This is a genomic window from Paenibacillus sp. UNC496MF (assembly GCF_900113915.1).
In the GTDB taxonomy this organism is placed as follows: Bacteria; Bacillota; Bacilli; order Paenibacillales; family Paenibacillaceae; genus Paenibacillus_Z; species Paenibacillus_Z artemisiicola.
This window is the reverse complement of record NZ_FORE01000021.1, coordinates 63501-84968: the sequence shown is the minus strand read 5'-3', so window position 1 is coordinate 84968 and position 21468 is coordinate 63501. Positions and strand designations below refer to the sequence as shown.

The following is a 21468-nucleotide window of genomic DNA, read 5'->3' as shown; positions in this document are numbered from 1 at the left end:
GCGTGTCGTTGGATCTCAGCAGTCGATGCGATTATCGTTCATGCCTTAGCGGTGAAGCAGGTTGTACACGATTTGAGCCGCTTCGGCGCGGGTCGTCATGCCCTTCGGATCGAAGCTGCCCGCGCCGCGTCCTTGCACGAGGTGCAGCGAAGCCGCCGCGTTCACGTACGATACCGCCCAAGGCGCGATCTTCGCTTGGTCCTTGAACGCCATGCCATCGGAGCCGGCCGGCGTGCTGCCGCCCGCATGCGCGTAAGCGCGCATCAGCATGACGGCCGTTTCCTCGCGCGTGATCGACGCGTTCGGATCGAACGCCCTGCTGCTCTTGCCTTGTACGATGCCGGCTTGAACCGCGATGGACACGTCGTCCGCGAACCAGTCGGACGCGTTCACGTCCGCGAAGGAGGCTTGTCCCTTCTCCGTCAGATGCAGCGCGCGAACGAGCTGCGCGACGAATTCCGCGCGGGTGACGCCGCGCTTCGGTTCGAACGCGTTCGCGCTCGTGCCATTGACGATGTGCTGCGCCGTCAGCTCGCGGATGACGTCCGCAGCCCAGTACGTCACCGGAACGTCGCTGAACGACTTGCCGTATTCGAGTACCGCGTATTGGCTGAAGTGGCTGATTCGCGCCGTCATGTAGCCGTCCTTGTACGTGCCGCCGATGAATTCCAGCGTGCCGTCGTCGGCGATGTAATACACGCCTGCAAGAGCCGGGTTGACGCCTGCGCCGACTTTCAGCTTAATCGTAATCGGCTGGTCGAAGGTCGAGAGATCCGTCGTCTTGCCGTCCGCCGTCGTAACGGTCAGACGGAACGCGTAGATGTCTCCCGCCGGCTTCAGGTCCGCCCCGGAGGACGTTTCGCCCTTCGCGATCGCCTGCGCCGCTTCCTCGCTTGTCAGCGGAATGAGCCGCAGCGAAATCGTGCTGCTTCCTTGCGCGTCCGCCGGCACTTTGCCGATCAGCGCTTGGAGCAGATCGCCCGGAACGGTCAGCGCGAGGTCGCCCGCGTTCAGCGCGAGGCTGCCGCCTTTAAGCGTGTTCGCGAGATCCGCGCCCAGCTTGACTTCCTGCGTGCCTGCCGGAAGCGTAACCGACTTGGCGCCGCTGCCGTTATCCGTCAGATTTCCGGCCGTGACCGTATAGGTCGTCGTCGGAGGCGTCGTGACCGGAGGGATGTAGCCGCCGCCCGTGTCGCCGCCGCCACCCGGGGTTACCGACAGCTCTCGGCTATCCCGTACGCGGATCCGGCTGCCCAGCGAATATTTGCCGCTCAAACCGACGGCTTTCAGCGTGTCGCCGACCTTCATAGTCGGCACCTGCACGCCGCTTTGATTGACGATGTAGCCGTCCACGAAGACCGTAACGTCGCCGGAGCCGTCATTGAGGATGTACGTGCTGCTATCCTTGATTTCTTTGACGGTGCCTTCCACTTGGACCAATTGGCCCTGGTACGAATCGGATACGGAATCCGCCGTCGTGACTTTCTTCGGCTCGACCGGGGTGCCCGACTTCAGCACGACGATGCTGTTGGCGAACCGGTCGAACACCAGCTCCTTGTCGTTCTCGAAGGTGCTGATCTTGCCGTAGACGCGAACCGTATCGCCAAGCTTCAGCGAGCCTGCCGGCACTTCGCCGAACGCGACGACGCCGCCGCTCGCATCCTGCATGTAAGCCGAATCATAGAACGCCGTCGTCGTCACTTGCCCTTCGATCACGACGCTCGTGCCTTCCGGCTGCTGGCGCGCTTCGTTGATCGGCATGACGTTCGGTTCGCGATTCGTAAGCCAGTTGACGACGTTGACGGAGAACGGAATGTTGTTCGTCGGACCGTCGTTCTGCGTCATCTGCTTATCGTTGAAAATGTTCATGCCCGACAGCACGATGCGCCCTTTGCCGATCTGTTCGGAAGCCACGAGCGGAATGACCGAGCCGCCCTTGACGTCCGTCAGCGCCGGACCGTTCTTGCCGTTCGATGTGTAGACGTTGTACGGATACGTGTCCGCCTTCACCTGCGGACTATCCTGGAACGTGGTCTCGTTGCCGCGCGCCAGAATCGTCACGGTATCGCTGTCGGCCAGCGCCTTCTTGCCGCCGCTGCCGTCATTGGCGGCCAAGCTCGAACCGCTGTAGAAGTCGAGCAGCGGAATGAAGTCCGTGAGCCCGCTATCGACCGGCGAATTGTGCAGGCGCAGCGAGAAGTTCGAGGTAAGCGGCGTCGACCAGAAGTTGCCTTCCTTCGTCTCGTCGAAGACGCCGTCGTTATTCACGAGCATGCCCGAGCCGATGCCTGCGAGCAGGCTGTTCAAGTTTTGCGGCGTGCCGTTGTAATTGCTCTTCTCGCTCATCAGGAGCGAGCCGCCGCCTTGGACGTACGTTTTCAGCACATCGATTTCGGCCGGCGTGTACTGCGTGCTCGGGTGCGTGACCACGAGAACGCCGACGTCGGCGAGAAGCGAGGCGGTCAAAGCCGTTTTATTCTCGATGACCGTGTACCCTTGCTGCTTCAGCGTCAGCGTCAGGGACGTCAGGTTATCCTTGTACGTGCCCGTGTCGGTTGACGTATTCTCGTTGCCGTGCGTCGCGTCGATCATGACTTTAATGCCGAGCGGCGCCTTGACGCTGAGCGCTTGCTCGAATTGGTTGTCGCCCAAATCGTTGCCGTCGCCTGCCTCAAGGACGACGATCAGCTTATGGTCGCCCGCGGTCGGGTTCGCCCAGCTGACGCTGGCGGTCGCGCTCTGGTTCGATGCCAGCGACTCGATCGTCGCGTCGCCGATCAGATGCGCCGCGTCGATGCTGTCGTAGTAGAAATGCGCCGTCAAATTCGTCAGGCTGATCGTGCCGAGGTTGGACAAGCCCGCCTTCAGCGTCGCCGGCACGCCGGCGATGGCCGCGCCCTCCGCGACGGACAGATCGTTGACCTTCACGGACAGCGGATCCTGCGGCGACCAGATCGGCGCGGAATACGTGCGGTCGCCGTCCTTCTGCGTCACGCGGATGACGAACCACTGCTGGCCGCCGACCACGTTCACGCTCGGCTTCCAGTTGAACGACGCGCTGTCGCCGGACGGCGTGTACGTGTCGATGACGCGGCCGCCGTTGGTGACCAGCTCGACCTTCGCGACATTGTCGTTCGAAGGCGTCTTGATGAAGCTGTATTTCGGATCGCCGGCGCTCTCGGATACCGGGTCGCTGCCCGTCACGTCGAAGTTCAGCGTCTTCGAGTCGACGGTCGCGCCCATGTAATAGCCGTTGGCCAGGACGTCCAACTGCGCGTTCGGATCTTCGCTGAAATACACGTGCATGTTGCGCATCGCGTCAAGCAGCGATTCCTGCGAAAGGTCTTTCGCGACGATGATCGTGCGCTCTTTCGTCTGACCCCACGTGCCGTCGTGGTTGTCTTCGCCGTACGTCGGCGCGACATGCCAGCCCAGGTCGAGCGCGCTGAAGAATTTGTTCTCCGCGTTCACGTACGAGTAGTTGCCCGAGCCGTTGCCGACTTCGAGCATCGTGAACAGCTTGTCCACGTTTTTGTCGTACGGAATGAAATTGTCGAACGCGTTGGCGCCCATCGCCGGATGGTTGAACTGCGCCACGATGTTATCGTAGGTCAGCGTCCATGCGTAGTAGTTTTGCAGGCTTTGGTACTTGCCGCCGTTCTGTACGCGGTCGATGAAGTTCGTCGTGCCGAAGACATTGGAGTGGCCCCATGTCGTCGAGGTCATCTCGAACGCCGGGAAGACGACGAAGCTGCCGTCCTTCGTGTATTGGTCGGCCAAATCCTTGGTCAATTGCCAATCCGAACCGCCCGTCCGTTCCGGCATGCCGTTATGGTCGACGGTGTCTTGCCCGACCAGCTCCGCGTCGATGTCGTGCGAGTGATCGGAGAACGCGAAGTAATCGTAGCCGTGCGCCTGCGCTGCCTTCAGCGCGTCTTCAGGCGTGCCTTGCGCGTCATGCGAAATGTTCGTATGGTTGTGCGTCGTACCCCGGTAGTGGTTGCCGCCGGTGAACCGCTCCAGCACCTCGAACGTCCAGGAATGCGCGGACGCATTGCCCAGCTTGTCTTTGCCGCTGACTTGAACCGTGTGCGTGCCGACCGCCAGATCGTCATCCGACGTCAGCGTCAGCTTGATCTGCGTCTCGGAAAGCTCGGCCTTGGACGTCAGGTTCTTGCCGTCGATCGAGATGGCGAGCGTGGCCGTATCGACGCCGTTCGGATCGTCGACGTTCACGGACACGGCCGGATGATAGCTCTCGACCCGGTCGCTAGGCGCCGGCTGCTCGTTCGAGTACGCCGGTCCGTCCGTATCCTCGACGACCGGTACTTCGTGCGGTTCCGCGGCGGTACCGGAATTTTGCTTCGGTTGGCCGGACGTTTCCGCCTCAATGTAGTACAGGATTTTCGCTTCCGCCGCGTTCACGTTTTCTTTCGGAATTTTGGCGTTGTAATTCAGGTTGTCGGTTGCGACCATCGGAATCGAGGCGAAGCTCGCGTCGCCTTCGTTCTTATAGTAAAGCGTTACGGAATCCGCGTATTTGACCTTCGCGGCGAACGGAATGTCCAGTCCGACGTACGCTTTGGCCAGCGGCGTATGGCTGAACTGCATGTCGCCTTTAATATCCGCCGCGTTTCTTGGCGCGAGGTAGTAGCCGCTTGTGTACGGCGAACCCCACTTGGCCTGCTCCACGATGCCCGTGAAGCCGAACGTGTCGCCCAGCGAAACCGCCGCATTGACGTCAATGCCCGAGTTTGCGGCGATCTTCACGTTAGCCACGTTGCCGGCATCGTCGGCGATCGTGACGTTGTAATCCGGACCGTTCGCCGGAATGTTCGTCACTTTGCCGCGAATGGTAACGACGGTGCCTTCCAGCGGCTCTGCCTTCGCGGAGCTGCTCAGGTCGGCAACCGTTGCCGAAGCCGCGGCGACCGGAGCGTCCATCCCTTCGTCCGTGACCGTCGTCGGTACGAACTGCATGGAGCCTGCCGCGAAAGCGACCTTGCCTTCGAGCAGCACCTTATGGCCGGGTTGAATCGTCTCCGCCGGCGCCTGCGCGCTGACGACATGGATGCCGCCCGTGCTATCCTGCACGTAGTAGCTGGCGTTCTCCGTGCCGACCGCCTGGTTGGCGGACGTTACGATGCCTTCGATCGTCGTGGCGTAGCCGACGTTCAGCGGAACGCCGATCGCGTCCGTGCCGTCAAGGCTTCCGATCGTCGACGTTGCCGCCGGCGCCGCGTCGACATGCGCGTAGAAGCTCTCCGGCTGCCCGCCGTCCTTGAACGTCACGTAGACGACTCCGTTGCCTTGTTCATCGCTGTACGTCAAGCTGAAGGAGCCGTCCGCTTCCGCCGTCGCCGGCTGGCCGGCCGCCGTTACGGCGCCGTCCGTCACGACGTACGCTTGGACGGACGCGGATGCCGGTACGGAGCCTGCCGCGCCCGTTACGACCGCGCTGCCCGCCGCGCTAACGAGCGTGATTTTCGACGCGTCCGGCGTCGTCATCGATTTCGAGTTGTGAATGACGATTTCTTTCGGATCGGTCTGCACGTCCGGCGCGTTCAGGACGAAGTCGTTCGCCGTGTCCCGGTTGAAATACCCGTTGCCGAGGCCGAACGCATGCCGCGGATCGGAGCCGGCATCCGTCTTGCGCACGATGGCGCCGCCCTTGATGCTGCCGTTGTAGAACGGCGCGCCCCAATGGTCGGTTTTCAACGTAAAGTTCTTGTTCGAACCGTCGCCGAACGCCACGATGTCGATCGCCCGCGGATCGTCCTGATCCGTCATACCGGTCGTCGAGTAGGCGAGCGTGATGATGCCGCCCGCGCTCGCGCTCGGGCTGAGCGCCGTGCCGGCCGATTGGTCGGCCGCGATCGGCAGCGGACCGCCCGTCGTGCTCGTGCTTCCGGAGACGAGGTAGTAGCCGTGGGCTTTGATCGTCCCGGTCAGCTTATAGCCGTTGCCGATGGTGCCGTTGCCCGCGGACGTATAGACAAGCGCCCACTTATTGTTGAAGTTGATGTCTTCGTTCGTACGGTTGTACAACTCGAAATATTTCGTGTTGTAGAACGCGCCGCCGTTGCCGCCGTTCGCGTACAGCTGGCTGATGACGACGTCGCCCGCCGTGTATGTCGCCGGCGTCGATACCGTAACCGTAGCGGAAGCGGTAAAATTCCCGTCCGCCGTCGTTGCCGTAATGACGGCCGATCCGGCCGCGACGGCCGTGACTTTGCCGGTACCGTCGACCGTGGCGGCAGCGGCGTTGTCGGATGACCATTGCACCGCTTTATTCGTCGCGTTGGTCGGCTGCACCGTCGCCGTCAGCTGGCCCGTCTGGCCGGCGTCGAGCGACAGGCTGCTCTTGTCGAGCGCGACGCCCGTTACGGCGACCGGCGTATCGTCGACCGTCACTTGGGCCGTCGCCGTGAAGCCGCCGTCCGCCGTCGTGACCGCGATCGTCGCCGTGCCGACGCTTACCGCCGTCACGGTACCGTTATTGACGCTCGCTACCGCGGCGTCGCTGGACGTCCAGGTGACGGCTTTGTTCGTCGCGTTGCTCGGCTGGACGGAAGCCGTCAGCTTGTCCGTTCCGCCCGTGGGCAGCGTCAGCGCCGATTTGTCCAGCGTCACGCCCGTCGCGCTGGCCGGCGTCGATGTGCCGATCGGCGTGCCGTAGATAGAAACGTCCGAAATCCGGCTCGTACCACCAGTTCCGATTACATCGCCGCCTACAGAGGTCGAATCATCAGCGACCCGCCATCTTAAATAGACATCGGAAGAATCGTCCGCACCGGACGGCAGACTAATAGTAGAAAGCACGCCCGTAGTAAAGTTGGTTCCGACGTCATATTTCTGAACAACCGTATTCCAATTCGAATTATCCTTGCTGTATTCCAACGTAAAGGATTTGGGACCGGTTCCCGAGCTGTATTGTGCCGAGGAAAGCGTAATCCCGGCGTAGCCAGCCGTACTCAGCCTCACGAGCCAATATGACGTTCCCGCCGCCCAGCCCGTGTTGGAAACCGCTTTACCTGTCGTAGCTCCTCCAGGATAGCTTATGGTTCCTGAAGCGCCTACAGATGAAAAAGCTGTCGCGGCATTGCCTTTATTAGCCGCACTGCCTTCGGTGGCCATCATGGTCGTCGCGCTGAAATTATCCCATTTCGCCAATAATTCCGGCGCTCCGTCCGCGCGCGCCGTCCGCGGCTGCGGAAGCAGCATGCCGGCCAGCAAGACGAACGTCAGCGCCAGCCCGATCCACTTCCGGTTCTTTCGTATAAATGACTGCATTCCCGTGTTTCACGCTCCCTAGAAATATGTAATACCATTGATGACCGCACGACCTTTGCCCTATGCCATCAAAACGATTTCCGCGCTAATTCAGTCCATCCACTCCTCTGCTGCAATCCCATCCACCCGACCCGTTAATCGTAATCCGACATATGTTGAAAAATAGCTAATATGCAGCGTATAAAGTATAAACCACCGCTTTTGCGCATACCGCTTAAGAGATTGTAAAGGTACGAGCGCGAAACTCCGTTTTAATCGGGCCAAGCATCCCGGAATTCGCGAAAATTCGACAAAAATGGCTCCAAGGCCTACTCGCCTGGAGCCATTTATTTTGGATTAATTTACAGACTATTCACAAATCGCCGGCATCGTCCGGACACAATCCGCGCCAACCCTGGCGTTCTTCTGCCCTACTCATGCCTCATGTTCGCCGAACCCGCCCAGGATCATCCGGTCCAGCGTCGTGCCGGCGACGACCATCGGATAGACGTTCTCGTCCATCGGGACCTTAAACTCGACGAGCACGGGCGCGGGCGTATCGAGCGCTTCCCGCCAGACCTGCCGGGCTTCCGCCTTCGTGCTCGCCCGCAGACCTTTGATTCCGTACGCTTCGGCCAGCTTCACGAAATCGGGGCTGCCCGCCAGGTCGATCTGGCTGTAACGCCGTTCGTACATGATCTCCTGCTGCTGCTTGACCATGCCGAGCACTTGGTTATTGATGACGACGATCTTGACCGGAATATGATGGATGGCGCACACCGCCATCTCCTGCGCGCACATCTGCATGCCGCCGTCGCCGTTGATCGAGACGACGAGCCGTCCGGGATTGCCGAGCTGGGCGCCGATGGCCGACGGGAAGCCGAAGCCCATCGTGCCCATGCCGCCGGAGGTGATCAGCGACCGCGGGCGGTTGAACTTGTAGTAATGCGCGGTCCACATCTGATGCTGGCCGACGTCCGTCGTCACGATCGCGTCGCCGCCCGTCGTTTCGTGGATCAGCTCGATGACGAACTGCGGCTTCAGCTCGGTCTCCGAATCGCGGTACCGCAGCGGGTACGCCGCCTTGTTCGCCCGCAGCTCCGCGCGCCAGGCCTCCGACCGGGCCGGCTTGGCCGCTTCGTTCGCGAGCCGCAGCACGTCCTTGACGTCTCCGATGCAGACGATGTCCGTCCGCACGTTCTTGCCTACCTCCGCCGGGTCGATGTCGATATGGGCGATCGTCTTCGCCAGCGGCGCGAAGCCGTCCAGCTTCATCGTCACGCGGTCGTCGAACCGCGCGCCGATCGCGACCAGCAGGTCGGCGCGCTGAATCGCCATGTTCGCCGCGTATTCGCCGTGATGGCCGGGCATGCCGAGCCACAGCTCGTGGCTGCTCGCGAAGCCGCCGAGCCCGAGCAGCGTGGTGACGACCGGAACCCGGGTCTGTTCGGCAAACGCCAGCAGCTCGGCCGACGCGTCCGCGTAGACGACGCCCCCGCCGGCGATGATGACCGGCCGCTCCGCCGCCGCGATCGCGCCCAGCAGCCGCTCTACTTCGCCGGGATCCACGGCCGGCGCCGGCTCGTAGCCCCGGACCCGCGGCTCGTCCTCGGCCGGCCGGTACGCGAAGCGCTGATTGGACACGTCCTTCGGAATATCGATCAGGACCGGTCCTTTGCGGCCGCTGTTCGCCACGTAAAACGCTTCGCGGACGATGCGTGGCAGGTCGACCGCGTCCCGCACGAAATAGCTGTGCTTCGTGATCGGCATGGTGATGCCGACGATGTCCGCCTCCTGGAACGCGTCCGTGCCGATCAGGCCCGTCGGCACGTTGGCGGTGATGACGACGAGCGGCACGGAATCCATGTACGCCGTGGCGATGCCGGTCACGAGATTCGCCGCGCCCGGTCCGGAGGTCGCGAGGCAGACGCCGACCTTGCCCGTCGACCGCGCGTAGCCGTCCGCCGCATGCACGGCGCCCTGCTCGTGCCGCGCGAGCAGATGCTTAAAGTCCGGATTGTCCGTCATCGCGTCGTAGATATTCAGCGCGCTTCCGCCCGGATAGCCGAATACGCACTCGACGCCTTCGGCCAGCAGGCCGCGCAGCAGCGCTTCCGATCCGGTGATCGTCTCCGGTTCTAGCGGATACTCTCCGCTCGCCGCGGCGGAACACCGCTCCGTCTCATCCGTTTCTCCCGCCTGTTCCGATTGCCCCGACGGTTCCGCCCGTTCCGCTTGGCCTTCCCGCTCCGTCGTTCCTTTTCCCGCTTGCTCCGCCAGTCCCGCCCGTTCCGCCTGACCATCCAGCCCCAGCCGCTGCGCCCGTACCTGCCCGTCCATCGCTTCCATGCTCGTTTGTTCCGCCTGCTCGTCCTGGGTTCCCAATTCCGCCTGTTCCATCCATTCCATTCGCTTCATGCCCGGTTCCTCCCGAATCGAAAATAACCCCTTCCTCCCCTCGCGGCAGACGTCGGCTGTCTGGCCAAGGGGCGAAAGAGGTCGATCGTTTCGCGGTACCACCCGGGTTCGCCGAAACCTCGCGGCTTCGGCCTCTCGAGGCAGGGAGCGCCTCTGCGGCGCGCCTGCCCGCGGCACGGTAACGTGTGCCCGTCCGTCCGAGCCTACCGCCCGCGACAGCGGCGCCTGCGCCGGTCGCGGGTTTCGGTCGGCCGCTCCGAGAGGACATCGCGCAGGGACTTAAGGCGAGGGTTTCAGCGTTCCCCCCGCTCTCTGGACGTAAGCACGTCCTGCGCTTTTTTCTCTTCATCGCGTTCGCCGTATACACCAAAAACCCCTTTCCTCCGAAGGCGCAGACATCCTGTCTGGCCAAGGGACGAAAGGGGTTCGATTTCGCGGTACCACCCTGGTTTGCCGCCATCTCGCGATGCCGGCCTCATGAGGCAAGGAGCGTCCGCCGTGCGATCGAAGCGATCCGGCGCGTCCTGCCTGCGGCACGTTAACGGGTGCCGGCCCGTTCGCGCCTACGTCTCGCCTCCGGGCATCAAGCGCCGGGGCCGGGATGTCGGGCGACCGCTCCGAGGGCGACATCGGACAAGGGCTTCCGGCGAAGGTTTCAGCTTTCCCCTCGCTCTCTGGACGGAAGGACCGTTTGCCTTTCTTTCTCATCATCGCGTTGTCTGAATTTTCATTATCTTAGCACAAGGCCGAAGCGTTGGCAATCCGGAATCCGATCGTCGCGGCGCCCGCGTTCCGTTACCCCTTGACCGCCCCGTCCGTGATCCCCTGGATGACCCAGCGCTGGAAGAACGCGAAGATCAGCACGATCGGAATCGAGGCCAGGATCAGCGAAGCGAGAATGAGCGCCCAGTCCCGGCTGTACTTGCCGAAGAACATGTTGATCGTCAGGACGAGCGTGTATTGGCGGAAGTCGTTCAGCAGCAGCACCGGCAGCAGGAAGTCGTTCCACAGCCAAAGCAGGTTCAGCACGACGATGGTGAACGTGATCGGCAGCAGCAGCGGGAAGATGATCAGGAAGAACCCTCTCCACTCGCCGCACCCGTCCATGCTCGCGGATTCGTCGAGCTCCCGCGGGATGCCCTTCACGAAGCCGTGGTAGAGGAAGATCGCCATGTTGACGCCGAGTCCCGCGCAGACGACGCCGAGTCCGAACGGCGAGCCCTGCAGGCCGAGGTCGCGGGCCATCTTGGTCAGCGTGACCATGATCGTCTGGAACGGAATGAGCATCGACGCGACGAAGAGCATGAAGATGGCGTTGCTGAGCTTGCCGCGCGTGCGGGACAGCTTGTAGCCGGCGAGCGAGCTGCAGGCGACGATGCCGACGATGCCCGTCACCGTGACGACGACGGTGTTCCAGCCGCTGTGCAGCATGTTCGCTTTCTTGAACGCTTCGGCGTAATTATTGAATTTCAAGGCGGACGGCCAGCCCAGAACGGAGCTGTACACCTCGCCCTCCGTCTTGAACGAATTGACGATGGCCATGTAGATCGGGAACAGGAAGTAAACGGCCAGCAGGGCGAGCACGACCCACCCCAACGCGGAATAGACGCGCTTGCTCATGCTTCCACCTCGCGCTTCTTCATGACCGTCACTTGAATCATGGTAATGACGAGGATGATCAAGAACAGGATGATCGCCTTGGCGCTGGCATACCCGTAACGGTTATTGCCTTGGTACGCTTCCTCGAGGATATTCATCGTAATGACCTGCGTGCCTCGTCCGGGACCGCCGCCGGTCAAGGCGTAGACGAGGTCGTAGATCTTGAACGAGCTGTTCAGGGTCAGGAAGATGCAAATCGTCAGCGCGTGCGCGATCAGCGGCAGCGTGATGTAGCGAAGCATGTGGAACGGCGTCGCCCCGTCGATGATCGCCGCTTCCTTCAGATGCTGCGGGATGCCCTGGATGGCCGACATGTAGATCAGCATCAGGGTGCCGACGCCGCCCCAGACGGAGACGAGCAGGATCGACCAGAACGAGATCTTGGGATCGCCGAGCCACGACAAATCCAGAAAACCGAACAGCGCGTGCTCGGACAGCGCCGGAATGACCTTCGAGAACACGAACACCCACATGAACGTGCTGATGATGACGCTGAGCATGTTCGGCATGAAGAAGATCGTCCGGAACAGCCCCTTCGCCCGCGTGCGGGATTCGATCAGCAGGGCCAGCAGCAGGGCGAGCACGTTCGTGAAGATCACGGCGAAGACGACGTATTTGGCGGTAAACAGGATCGCCGTACGGAAATACCGGTCGTCCCGCAGCGCCTCGACGAAATTTTGAATGCCGACGAAGCCGTACGTTTTGTTCAGACCGTTCCAGTCCGTGAAACTATAGTACGAGCCTTGAAGCATCGGGATGACCAGAAACAGCAGGTAGAGCACGAAGGCGGGCAGCACGAACAAAATGAGCGACACGGTCGCCTTGCGGCGTCGGCTCGTCATGGTTCCATTCACTCCTTAGGGAAGACGCGCCCCGCTTCCGCCGGCGCGGGGCGGCGAAAGCGGGGTGCGCTCGTTGTGATCCGGGTCCGGTCGGTTACTTGTTCGCCGCGTTGGCTTCCTTCCACGCTTTGTCCAGGTCCTTGATGACGTCTTCCTTGGACAGCTTCTTGTCGTAGTAGGATTGCAGCGCCTTGCCCGACTCGTCCTTGACCGCGGACGGAATCGCGGGATCGCGGTAGGATTGGCCCTTGTTCACGTATACGGCGGCGTCTTCCACCCAAGGATACGGCTTGAACGTATGGTTCTTCGATACCGGGTTGAACTTCAGGCTTTGGTACAGGTCGTTCGACGCTTGGTCGTCGAGGATGAAGTTCAGCAGGTCGGTCGCGACGTCCTTGTTCTTGCTGTTCGGCGGCACGGACAGCGCCGTGGACACCGAGACGTTGATGCGGAGCGAAGCCGGGTCGTCGTTGATCGGCAGCGGCGCGACGCCGAATTCCATCTTGTCGTTCATCTTCAGGATGGCGTCCGCGTCCCACGTGCCCTGCACCCACATCGCCGCCTTGCCGTTCGCGAAGTCGGCCGCGCCGTCGTCGTTGCCCTTCTCGAACGCGCGGTCCGTGCCGTTCGCGTTGACGAGATCGATGATGTCGAACATCTCCTTGATGTCGGCGAAGCTGCCTTGGTCGCTGTTCATTTTGTCCATGAAATCCTTGTGGCTGCTGTTCACGAGCCCGCCGACCGTCAGCGGCAGGAACAATTGCGGAATCCAGCTTTCCTTGTAGCTGAGCAGGAACGGCGTGATTTTATTGTCCTTCAGCTTCTGGACGACCGCTTTCATCTCGGTGAGCGTCGTCGGCGGCGTAAGGCCGAGGTCGTTGAAGATTTTCTTGTTGTAGAGGTAGCCCCACGACAAGCTTTCCATCGGCACCGCGACGACCTTGCCGTCCATGGAGACGAGGTCCTTGATGCCGTCGATCAGCTTGCCCGCGAGCGGCTGGCCGGAGAGGTCGGTCAGGTAGCCGGCCTTGTAGAAGGACGGCATGTCGTTGCCGGCGTGCAGGCTGAAGACGTCCGGCACGTCGCCCGTGGCGAGGCGGGTCTTGAGAATTTGCGGGGCGTTGTCCGCGCCCGGATATTCGGAGTTGAACGTCACTTCGATGTTCTTCTCGGCTTTCTCTTTTTCCGCGAATTTCTCGAAGTACCCGTCGAACTGCTCGCGGAAGCGGTCGAGGCCGCCGAGGAAGATCTTCAGCTCGACCTTCTTCGGCGCGGCCGCCGCTTCGTTGCCGCCCGCCGCATCGGCCGGCTGGTTGTTCGCCGCCTGGTTGCCTCCGTCGCCGCCCGCGTTGCCGGTGTCGCCGCCGTTGTTGTTATTGCCGCCCCCCGAAGAGCAAGCTGCCGTCAATCCCAGCAAAGCAACCGCTGCCAAGATCGAGATGGATTTCTTCATTACAAGACCTCCCTAGGTTGTGATAACGCTTACGTAACGAGTATAACGGGGAGGCGTCGCGCTTGGCATTGGACCGCATTTGCGCGTTGTTATGGACGATATTGATATTCGGCGGCGCTTGCTTAGCGCTTGCTTAACGATTGTTCAGCGCCTGCTCAGCGCTCGTCCGCCGCTTCCCGCCTCGCCTGGGCCGGCGTCATGCCCGTGATTTTCTTGAAGATGCGGTGAAAATACGTCAGGTCGGAGTAGCCGACGGCCTCCGCCGCGCTCTTGATCGACGCGGACGCCTGCAGCAGCCGGTTCGCCTCCTCCACCCGCTTCGCGATGATGTAATCCATCACCGTCGAGCCCGTCGCCTGCCGGAACGTCCGGGACAGATGCTCCTTGCTGACGAAGTAGAGCCCCGCGACCGATTCCAGCGTGATCGGCTCGGCGAACGAACGGTCGATGAACCGCCGGATGTCCTCGATGTCGATGCGGTGCTTGCTGCGGCGGAGCTGGATCGTCTGCTCGAGCACCGCCCCGTACGCGGCGCGCAGCATGCCGATCCATTGCTCGAGCGGCGTGAAGTCGGTCACGAAGAACGACGCCGCCTGCTCCGGCAGGGCGGACGCGTCGTCGGCGCCGGCCTTGGCCGCGAGCTCGCCGAGCAGCAGCATGAAATGCTTGTAGAGCAGATGATACAGCCCCGGCGCCGCCTGCGCCTGCGTCCGCAGCAGCGCCTCCAGCGACGCGAACGACTCCCCGACCGCGCCTGCCCGCAGCTCCTGGAACTGCCGCGAGATCTGCTCCTTGTACGCCGTGACGACGCTCATGACGTCCTTGCCGAGCGGCTGCGCGGCGTGCAGCCCCCGGGCGATGCGCAGCTCCGACGCCGCCTTCTCCAGCGCCCGGTTCAACTCCTCCGCCTGGACCGGCTTCAGGATGTATTCGTCGACCTTGGAGAGGATCGCCTGCTTCGTGTACGCGAAGTCGTCGAAGCCGCTGATGACGATCTTGCGGATGAACGGATAGTCCTCCGTCAGCTTCCGCAGCAGCTCCGCGCCGTCCATCCCGCGCATGCGCATGTCCGTGATGACGATGTCGGGGCGGATCTCGTCGATGATCCGCAGGCCGCTCAGGCCCTCCTCCGCCTCCTCGACCTGCTCGATGCCGAAGCGCGTCCAATCCGCGAGCCGCTTGATGCTGTCCCGCGTCCAAAATTCGTCGTCGATGATGACCGCCTTCATTCCGTTTCCCCCTCCTCGATCGCGGGTATAAGCAGCTTGACCGTCGTGCCCTTGCCCGCCTCGCTCGAGACGAACAGGCCGTATTCCTCGCCGAACAGCAGCTTGATCCGCGCGTTGACGTTGCTCATCCCCATGCCGTCGCCGTGCTCGGGGCCGTCCGCCGGCTGGCTCAGCCGGCGGCGGATCTCCGCCAGGCGCGCGTCGGGAATGCCCGCGCCGTTGTCGGCGATGTCGATTTCGATCTCGTCGAGCACCTTCTCCACCCGGATCGCGATCGTCCAGGCGTCCATTTTGCCCTCCAGGCCGTGGAAGAAGCAGTTCTCCACGATCGGCTGGAGCGAGAACTTCGGAATCCGGCAGCCGTGGCAGTCCTCGTCCGCCTCGATCCGCACGCCGATCATGCTCTGGAACCGCAGCTTCTGGATGTGCAGGTAGTTCTCGACGTGCTCGAGCTCGTCGGCGACCGTGACCAGGTCGGACTTCATCCGGATCGCGTAGCGGAACAGGTCGCTGATCGCCTGGACGTGATCGTTGATCTCCGGGACGTTCCGCGACAGCGCGATGCCCCCGATCGCCTGCAGGGCATTATGCAGGAAATGCGGGTTGATCTGCGCCTGCATCGCCTTCACCTGGGCCGTCCGCTTCTCGATCGTCGCCTTGTACTCCGTCTGGATGAGCTCCTTGATCCGGCCGAGCATGGAGTTGAACCGGCGCTCCAGCGTCCCGATCTCGTCGCTGCGCGGCTCGCGGATGTCCACCTCGAAATTTTGGATCTCGACGGCCTTCATCGACTTCGTCAGCCGGATGATCGGCCGCGTCGTCACGTACGCGATCAGCACCGACGCCGCGATCGCCACGATCGCGAACGCCAGCGCCGTGAACAGGCTGAAGTTCAGCGTCGACGACGCGCCCTCGGTCACGTACGCGATCGGGATGAACTTCACGATCCAGACCTGGCCCGAGACGCTCGGCTGGTAGAACAGGAAGCCGCGCTTCGATTCCGCGTAGCCGGGACCGTCCGGGCCGGAGAGCGCCGCCTTCACCGTCTCCTTGCCGGTCGTGATCCGCTCGCCGTACGGATTGTACATGACGTTGCCGTCCGCGTCCGCCACGAACACCTCGCTGTTGGCCTCCGAATGGACCATGTCGAGCACGCTGTTCATCATTTTCCACCGCACCTCGAGCATGACGCCGCCGAGCACCCCGCGGTCGGAGAAGCGGTTCATGCTGCGCACGATGGAGAACGTGTTCTTGCCGTTGTTGAGGAGCAGGTTCAGGCTTTCGTGCGTCCGCCCGATCGCGCCCCAATCCGCCTGCGGCGTCTTCAGCTGGTCGGTCGAGACGCCCGCGTCCTTGTCGACGACGTACAGCCGGCCTTGGGATTTCAGGTAGAGGGCGATCTGGGCGATGTTCTTGTTATTGGCGCTGTACAGCGACTTCAGCCGGTCGAGCGTGTATTGGTTCACGAACGACGGCGACCCCGTGCTCTGGACCGGGCCGCCGTTGGCGTTGGGGAACAACGTATTGTCGAGGAGGAGCGAGTAGGAGACCGCCTGCAGCTGGTCGAACTTCTCGTCGAAATATTTCGAGGCCCACTCCATCCGGGATTCGTTCGAACGGATGACCTCCTTCGCGAGCGACTTCTTCGTCGTGTTCGTCGCGAACAGCGTAACGAGCGAGAGCGGCAGCACGGCGATTAGCACCATGAGCAGCATGAGCTTGTACCGGAGGCTGAGCTGGAAGGGGCGCGCGATTCCGCGCAAAGCTTGTAGGGTCCATCTGAGCATCGTGGAGCATCTCCGCTTCGTGTAGAATCGTGTAGGATGGCGTCTACTGCCAGTTTGCCGCCTGCCGGGCCGGGTTGTCAACGCTTCCATGGCTGGGAGGGGGGCGTTTGGCGCCGGCGCGATGAGCGGGCCTTGGGCGAAATCCGCTTGCCGGCTGCGCGGCGCGCGGCCGTAACCGGGCGCGCCGGGACTCCAAGCGGCCGGCGCGCCAATGCGCCCTAGCCGGCGCAACCAGTGCGCCCGAGCCGGAAGAAATCGGACAAAACGCCGTTTCGCCCTCCCCTTTCGCGCGCCGCTTGGTATAATACGAGATGTAAAGGAGTGAGACACGGATGAGCCGTTATATCGATCGCTATATTCGCAACGAGATGGAAGAAGCCCGGGTCCGGAAAATCGAGGCGCTGGCCGCGCGCTTCGCGGAACGGGCGGAGCGTCACGACCGGGAAGGGTCGTTTCCGTTCGACAACTTCGCGGACCTGCGGGAAGCGGGGTACTTACGCATTACCGTCCCGAAGGAATACGGCGGGGAAGAAGCATCGCTGCACGAGCTCGTCCTGCTGCAGGAGCGGCTGGCGTACGGGGACGGCTCGACCGCGCTCGCCGTCGGCTGGCACGTCGGCCAGCTGCTGCATCTGCGGACGACCCGCAAATGGCCGGACGCGGCCTTCGCCGGGCTGTGCCGGGACATCGTCGCGGACGGCGCGATGATCAACACGTTCGCGAGCGAAGCGGCGACGGGCAGCCCGAGCCGCGGCGGACGGCCGGAGACGGTCGCCGTGCCCGCCGAGGGCGGCGGCTGGCGGATCACCGGCCGCAAGACGTTCAGCACGCTGTCGCCGATTCTCGACCGGTTCGTCGTAACCGCGCATATCCCGGACGAAGACGCCACGGGCGAATTTCTCGTCCGCAGGGGCGACGGGGTGACGGTCGTGGAGACATGGGATACGCTCGGCATGCGCGCGACCGGCAGCCACGACGTGGTGCTGGACGGCGCCTACGCCGCGCCGGAGGGCCGGCTGACGGGCAAGGGCACGGACGACGGAGCCGGCTGGATGCTGCACATCCCGGCCTGCTACATGGGGATCGCGTTCGCCGCCCGGGACTTCGCGCTGAACTTCGCGCGCACGTACCGCCCGAACACGATGGATAAGCCGATCGCCGCCCTGCCGCCGGTGCAGCAGCAGATCGGCGAGATGGAGATCGCGCTACGCTCGGCGCGCGCGCTGCTCTACGAGGCGGCGGACCGCTGGGACCGCGAGCCGGAGGGCCGGACGTCGCTCAAGCCGGAGCTCGGCCTGGCGAAATACGCCGTGACCAACAACGCGCTGCGGATCGTCGACCTCGCGATGCGCATCGTCGGCGGCGCGAGCCTGTCGCGCAGCCATCCGCTCGAGCGGTATTACCGCGACGTGCGCGCCGGCCTGCATAACCCGCCGATGGACAACGCCGTCGTCTCGAGCCTCGCCGCCGCCGCGCTGGGCGAGTCGATGCCCGGTTAAGGCGCGAGGGGCGGAAGGCGCGCGGAACATAACACGGCCATTGCGCAAGAATAGCCCGGGCAACATTGCCCGGGCTATTCCGGTTGCGGCATACGCGTTCCTACGACGCTTCCATTCGCGGCTCCATGCTCCGCACGCTCAAGCAGACCGTCGCCCGTCGCGCGATAGCCTGCTAGAACAAATCGTCGCCGGCCCGCTGCGGCGCGTCCGGGTCGCCTTTCAGGAAATACTCGTAATCGCCGAACCGGGACAGCGCCTCGTCGTCGGCCAGCCATACCCACTCGTCGATCTCCGTCTGGCAGCGGTGCGCGCGGAACGCGGCGAGCTTCGCCTCCAGATGGGCGCCGACGTCGACCTTGATGACGTCCTTGCGGGTATAGCCGTAGCGCTTCGGATGCTCCATCGCGTCGCCGAACGTAATGAAATAGAGCGCGCCCTTGCTTGCGGAGCGGCGAAACGCGGCGGTCGCCGCTTTGCCGATCGCGCAATGGTCCGGATGGCCGCCGTACCGCTCGTGGAACGTCAGCACGACGTCCGGCCCGATCTCGCGGATCAGCGCCTCGATGCGCCCCGTCAGCGATTCCTCGTCCTCGAACTCCACCGTCTTGTCGCGGATGCCGAAGAAGATGAGTTCGCCGATGCCGAGGCAGTCGCACGCTTCGCGCAGCTCCTGCTCGCGGGCGGATGCCATCGTTTCCCGGTTCAGATACGGCGGATTGCCCATCCGGCGGCCCATATCGCCCTTCGTCGCGCTGACCAGCGTAATCTCGACGCCTTCGCTCGCGTACTTGGCGAGCGTGCCGCCGCAGATGAACGTCTCGTCGTCGGGATGGGCGAATACCGCCAGCAGCTTGCGCGTCTCTTGTGCATGCGTGTTCATTCCGGAAACGGCTCCTTTCCAAGGTGGAGCGCGGTATGCATGCGTCCCCTGTCGTCGTAGCCGGCCAGCAGCAGGCGGCCGTATTCGTCGGTTTCGAAATGCGTGAGCGCTTCCATGCGCAGCCAGCCGTGCCCGTCGAACCGGAGCGCGGCGCGGAAGGACGGCGCCTCGCCCGCGAGGTAGGCGTGGGTCACCTTGACCTTGAAGTTGCGGACGAACACGAACGACGTCGCTTCGCTGTGCACGTACGCCTCCGTCCCGACGAACCGCATGAGCTCGGCTTCCGCTTGCGGCTTGTTGATTTTAATCATCGCACAGGATCCTTTACCGGTTATTTTTTTAGAAATCAGGCTTATTGTAGCACGAATGGCGCCGGGCGCCGAGTCCGTAAAGCACCGAAAATGCGTATGCCGCGCACGGGAAGCCGTGTGCACGCGAAGAAGCCGGGGCATCGCCGCCCCGGCTTCCTCGCGCTGCCGCCGTCCGCCTGCGTTCGCCGATGATCGGCGCGCCGCGCGCGTTACCGCTTCTTCGCCTTCTTGGCGCCCGCCTTCGCTTCGTTCTCCGCGGTCCGGCGCGCGACGATCCGGCGGATCAGCTCCGCGGGCAGCGGCTCGCCGAACGGGAACTGCACGGCGCCCTTCGAGCTCTTGTACGCGGCCAGCTCGTCCTTGAACGCCGCGATGCCGTTCGCGGTCGGATAGAAGCCGATATGCTGCTTGTTGGCCGCGTAATACACCAGGATGCCGTGCTGCTCGAAGGCCGGCATCCCGTAGCTGATCTTCTCCTGCGCTTCGGGCGCCGCCTCGCGGATGATCGCCCGCAGCCGGGGCCGTTCCGTTGTCTGCCATGGCCGTTCCTTCCCCGGGCCGCCGTTAGGCGCCCGTACGCGGCCCCGCCGCTTGCGCTTCTTGGCGCCCGTAGCCTTCGAACTGCGGCAGCCAGCCGCGGTTCGCTTCGAACAGCTCGTCCACCATGCGCCGAATCTCGTCCAGGCTGCAGACGGCGGAGGTCAGCGGATCGAACGCGACCGCCTGGAAGATTTTCCGCCGGTCGCCCGTCAGCGCGCCTTCGACCGCCAGCTCTTCGCAGCGCGCGCTCGTGTTCACGAGAATCGCCAGATGGTCGGGGAGCTTGCCGACATGGATCGGCTCGAGGCCGCGGCGCGACGCCAGCACCGGCACCTCGACGCATGCCCCTTCCGGCAGGTTGTCGATCAAGCCGAAATTCCGCACGTTGCCGTTGAACTTGAACAGCGTGCCGTCGCCGAACGCCGCGTTGAAAATATACGCCGCGTATTCCTCGCCGCGCGCGAGGTCGATCGGCGCGTCCCGCCACTGCTCCATCTGCTGCTGCCACTGGTTCTTCATCTTCTCGCCGTACTTCACGATGAGGCCGTACTCGCCCGGATTCCAGCCCGTCCCGTGGAGGCAGTATTGCTCGATGAGCTCCGGCCGCTTGCGGAACCACGCGTTGTATTCCGAATTATGGCCGCTCGACTCCGTCACGTAGTAGTCCAGGTGCAGGAACATCTCGTTGCGGACGATCTCTTCGTTGTAGACGGCGGGTTGGTTCGCCACCGCGTCCCGGATGAGCGGATAGGCATCCTGTCCGTTCCACTTGAAGTCGAGGTAGAACGCCTGGTGGTTGATGCCGGCGCACGTATACGTCACTTCCTCCGTCGGCGCGCCGATCCAGCCGGCCAGCATGGCCGCCGTCCCTTGCACGCTGTGGCACAGCCCCGTCACCTGCACCTTCGTCTCGCCCTGCAGCGCGCGGCAAAGCATGGCCATCGGGTTGGTGTAGTTCAGGACGATCGCGTTCGGGCAGATGCGTTCGACGTCGCGGCAAATGTCCAGCATCGCCGGCAGCGTCCGCAGGAAGCGGAATATGCCCGCCGGTCCGCGCGTGTCGCCGATGTTGATGTCGACGCCGTATTTCTTAGGAATCTCCACGTCGTGCCGGTACACGTCCAGATCGCCGACGAGAATCGTGATCACGACGCCGTCCGCGCCGCGGAGCGCCGCTTCGCGGTCCGTCGTCGCCTCGACGGCGACGTCGCCGTAGCCGCCGGCGGCGATGATGCGCTCCACCGCGGCCTGCGCGAACGCGAGCCGGTCCGGATTGACGTCCATCAGGGCAATCGTGCTGTCTTGAAACGCGGGGAAGGTCAGCAGGTCGCGCACCAAATTTTTCGTAAACACCAAGCTGCCGGCGCCGATAAATGCGATTTTCGCGGTCATGCCAGTTCCTCCTTCAAGAGCGTGGGATGGGTGCGGCTGCGCTCGCGACGCGGCGCGGCGAAAGCGCAGGCTAGTAACGCTATTCGCCGCCATCCCTCCAAAACCTTCCAGAAAAGCGGATTGGATTGCGTGTACAACCGGAGGTTGGGCATGCGGCATTCCGCTGCAAAAGCGGATTGGTTTGCG

The 21468-nt window shown here is 63.2% G+C and carries 14 protein-coding genes; 2 read left to right on the top strand and 12 right to left on the bottom strand.

What is annotated here, in order from left to right; translation table 11 throughout:
- Positions 1 to 45 precede the first annotated feature (45 nt).
- Positions 46 to 6633, bottom strand: coding sequence for an Ig-like domain-containing protein (locus BMZ79_RS31090; RefSeq protein WP_177222441.1), 6588 nt, complete (start codon positions 6631 to 6633; stop codon positions 46 to 48).
- A 427-nt stretch (positions 6634 to 7060) separates the two neighbouring features.
- Here BMZ79_RS31090 and BMZ79_RS34605 point away from each other — a divergent pair, with 427 nt between their 5' ends.
- A complete protein-coding gene (locus tag BMZ79_RS34605) occupies positions 7061 to 7315 on the top strand; it encodes a hypothetical protein (protein ID WP_177222440.1) in 255 nt (84 codons plus the stop codon).
- 392 nt (positions 7316 to 7707) lie between these two features.
- Here BMZ79_RS34605 and ilvB read toward each other — a convergent pair whose 3' ends face one another.
- The 6 genes from ilvB to BMZ79_RS31060 form a co-directional block, all read right to left on the bottom strand.
- On the bottom strand, positions 7708 to 9690 hold the full coding sequence (gene ilvB, locus BMZ79_RS31085; protein ID WP_256253266.1) for a biosynthetic-type acetolactate synthase large subunit: 1983 nt from the start codon (positions 9688 to 9690) through the stop codon (positions 7708 to 7710).
- A gap of 795 nt (positions 9691 to 10485) precedes the next feature.
- The gene (locus tag BMZ79_RS31080) at positions 10486 to 11310 is read right to left on the bottom strand and encodes a carbohydrate ABC transporter permease (RefSeq protein WP_090648410.1); all 825 of its coding nucleotides are present in this window, start codon (positions 11308 to 11310) and stop codon (positions 10486 to 10488) included.
- Positions 11307 to 12191 (bottom strand): carbohydrate ABC transporter permease, encoded by an 885-nt coding sequence (locus BMZ79_RS31075; RefSeq protein ID WP_090648407.1) that lies wholly within the window; start codon positions 12189 to 12191, stop codon positions 11307 to 11309. Before BMZ79_RS31075 ends, BMZ79_RS31080 begins: the two co-directional genes overlap by 4 nt.
- A 94-nt stretch (positions 12192 to 12285) precedes the next feature.
- Positions 12286 to 13644, bottom strand: a complete 1359-nt coding sequence (locus BMZ79_RS31070; protein WP_256253264.1) for an ABC transporter substrate-binding protein — start codon at positions 13642 to 13644, stop codon at positions 12286 to 12288.
- 155 nt (positions 13645 to 13799) lie between these two features.
- Positions 13800 to 14873: a response regulator transcription factor gene (locus BMZ79_RS31065; protein WP_090648405.1), complete on the bottom strand. Its 1074-nt coding sequence runs from the start codon at positions 14871 to 14873 to the stop codon at positions 13800 to 13802.
- Positions 14870 to 16660: a sensor histidine kinase gene (locus BMZ79_RS31060; protein WP_177222439.1), complete on the bottom strand. Its 1791-nt coding sequence runs from the start codon at positions 16658 to 16660 to the stop codon at positions 14870 to 14872. Before BMZ79_RS31060 ends, BMZ79_RS31065 begins: the two co-directional genes overlap by 4 nt.
- 332 nt (positions 16661 to 16992) lie before the next feature.
- Here BMZ79_RS31060 and BMZ79_RS31055 point away from each other — a divergent pair, with 332 nt between their 5' ends.
- The gene (locus BMZ79_RS31055) at positions 16993 to 18159 is read left to right on the top strand and encodes an acyl-CoA dehydrogenase family protein (RefSeq protein ID WP_090648400.1); all 1167 of its coding nucleotides are present in this window, start codon (positions 16993 to 16995) and stop codon (positions 18157 to 18159) included.
- Between the two features lie 172 nt (positions 18160 to 18331).
- On the opposite strand, the gene BMZ79_RS31050 is transcribed toward BMZ79_RS31055, so the two are convergent.
- The 5 genes from BMZ79_RS31050 to BMZ79_RS34895 all read right to left on the bottom strand — a co-directional run.
- Positions 18332 to 19039, bottom strand: coding sequence for a PIG-L family deacetylase (locus BMZ79_RS31050; RefSeq protein WP_090648397.1), 708 nt, complete (start codon positions 19037 to 19039; stop codon positions 18332 to 18334).
- Complete coding sequence (locus BMZ79_RS31045; protein ID WP_090648394.1) at positions 19036 to 19350, bottom strand: DUF1806 family protein; 315 nt, start codon at positions 19348 to 19350, stop codon at positions 19036 to 19038. The genes BMZ79_RS31050 and BMZ79_RS31045 overlap by 4 nt, the downstream gene beginning before the upstream one ends.
- A gap of 209 nt (positions 19351 to 19559) precedes the next feature.
- Entirely contained in the window at positions 19560 to 19856 is a 297-nt protein-coding gene (locus tag BMZ79_RS31040) for an iron chaperone (protein WP_256253279.1), read from the bottom strand.
- A 58-nt stretch (positions 19857 to 19914) separates the two neighbouring features.
- Positions 19915 to 21282, bottom strand: a complete 1368-nt coding sequence (gene melA / locus BMZ79_RS31035) for an alpha-galactosidase (protein WP_090648389.1) — start codon at positions 21280 to 21282, stop codon at positions 19915 to 19917.
- Positions 21279 to 21468: hypothetical protein (locus tag BMZ79_RS34895; RefSeq protein WP_218154847.1), on the bottom strand; the 190-nt coding region annotated here is incomplete at its 5' end. The genes melA and BMZ79_RS34895, both read right to left, overlap by 4 nt.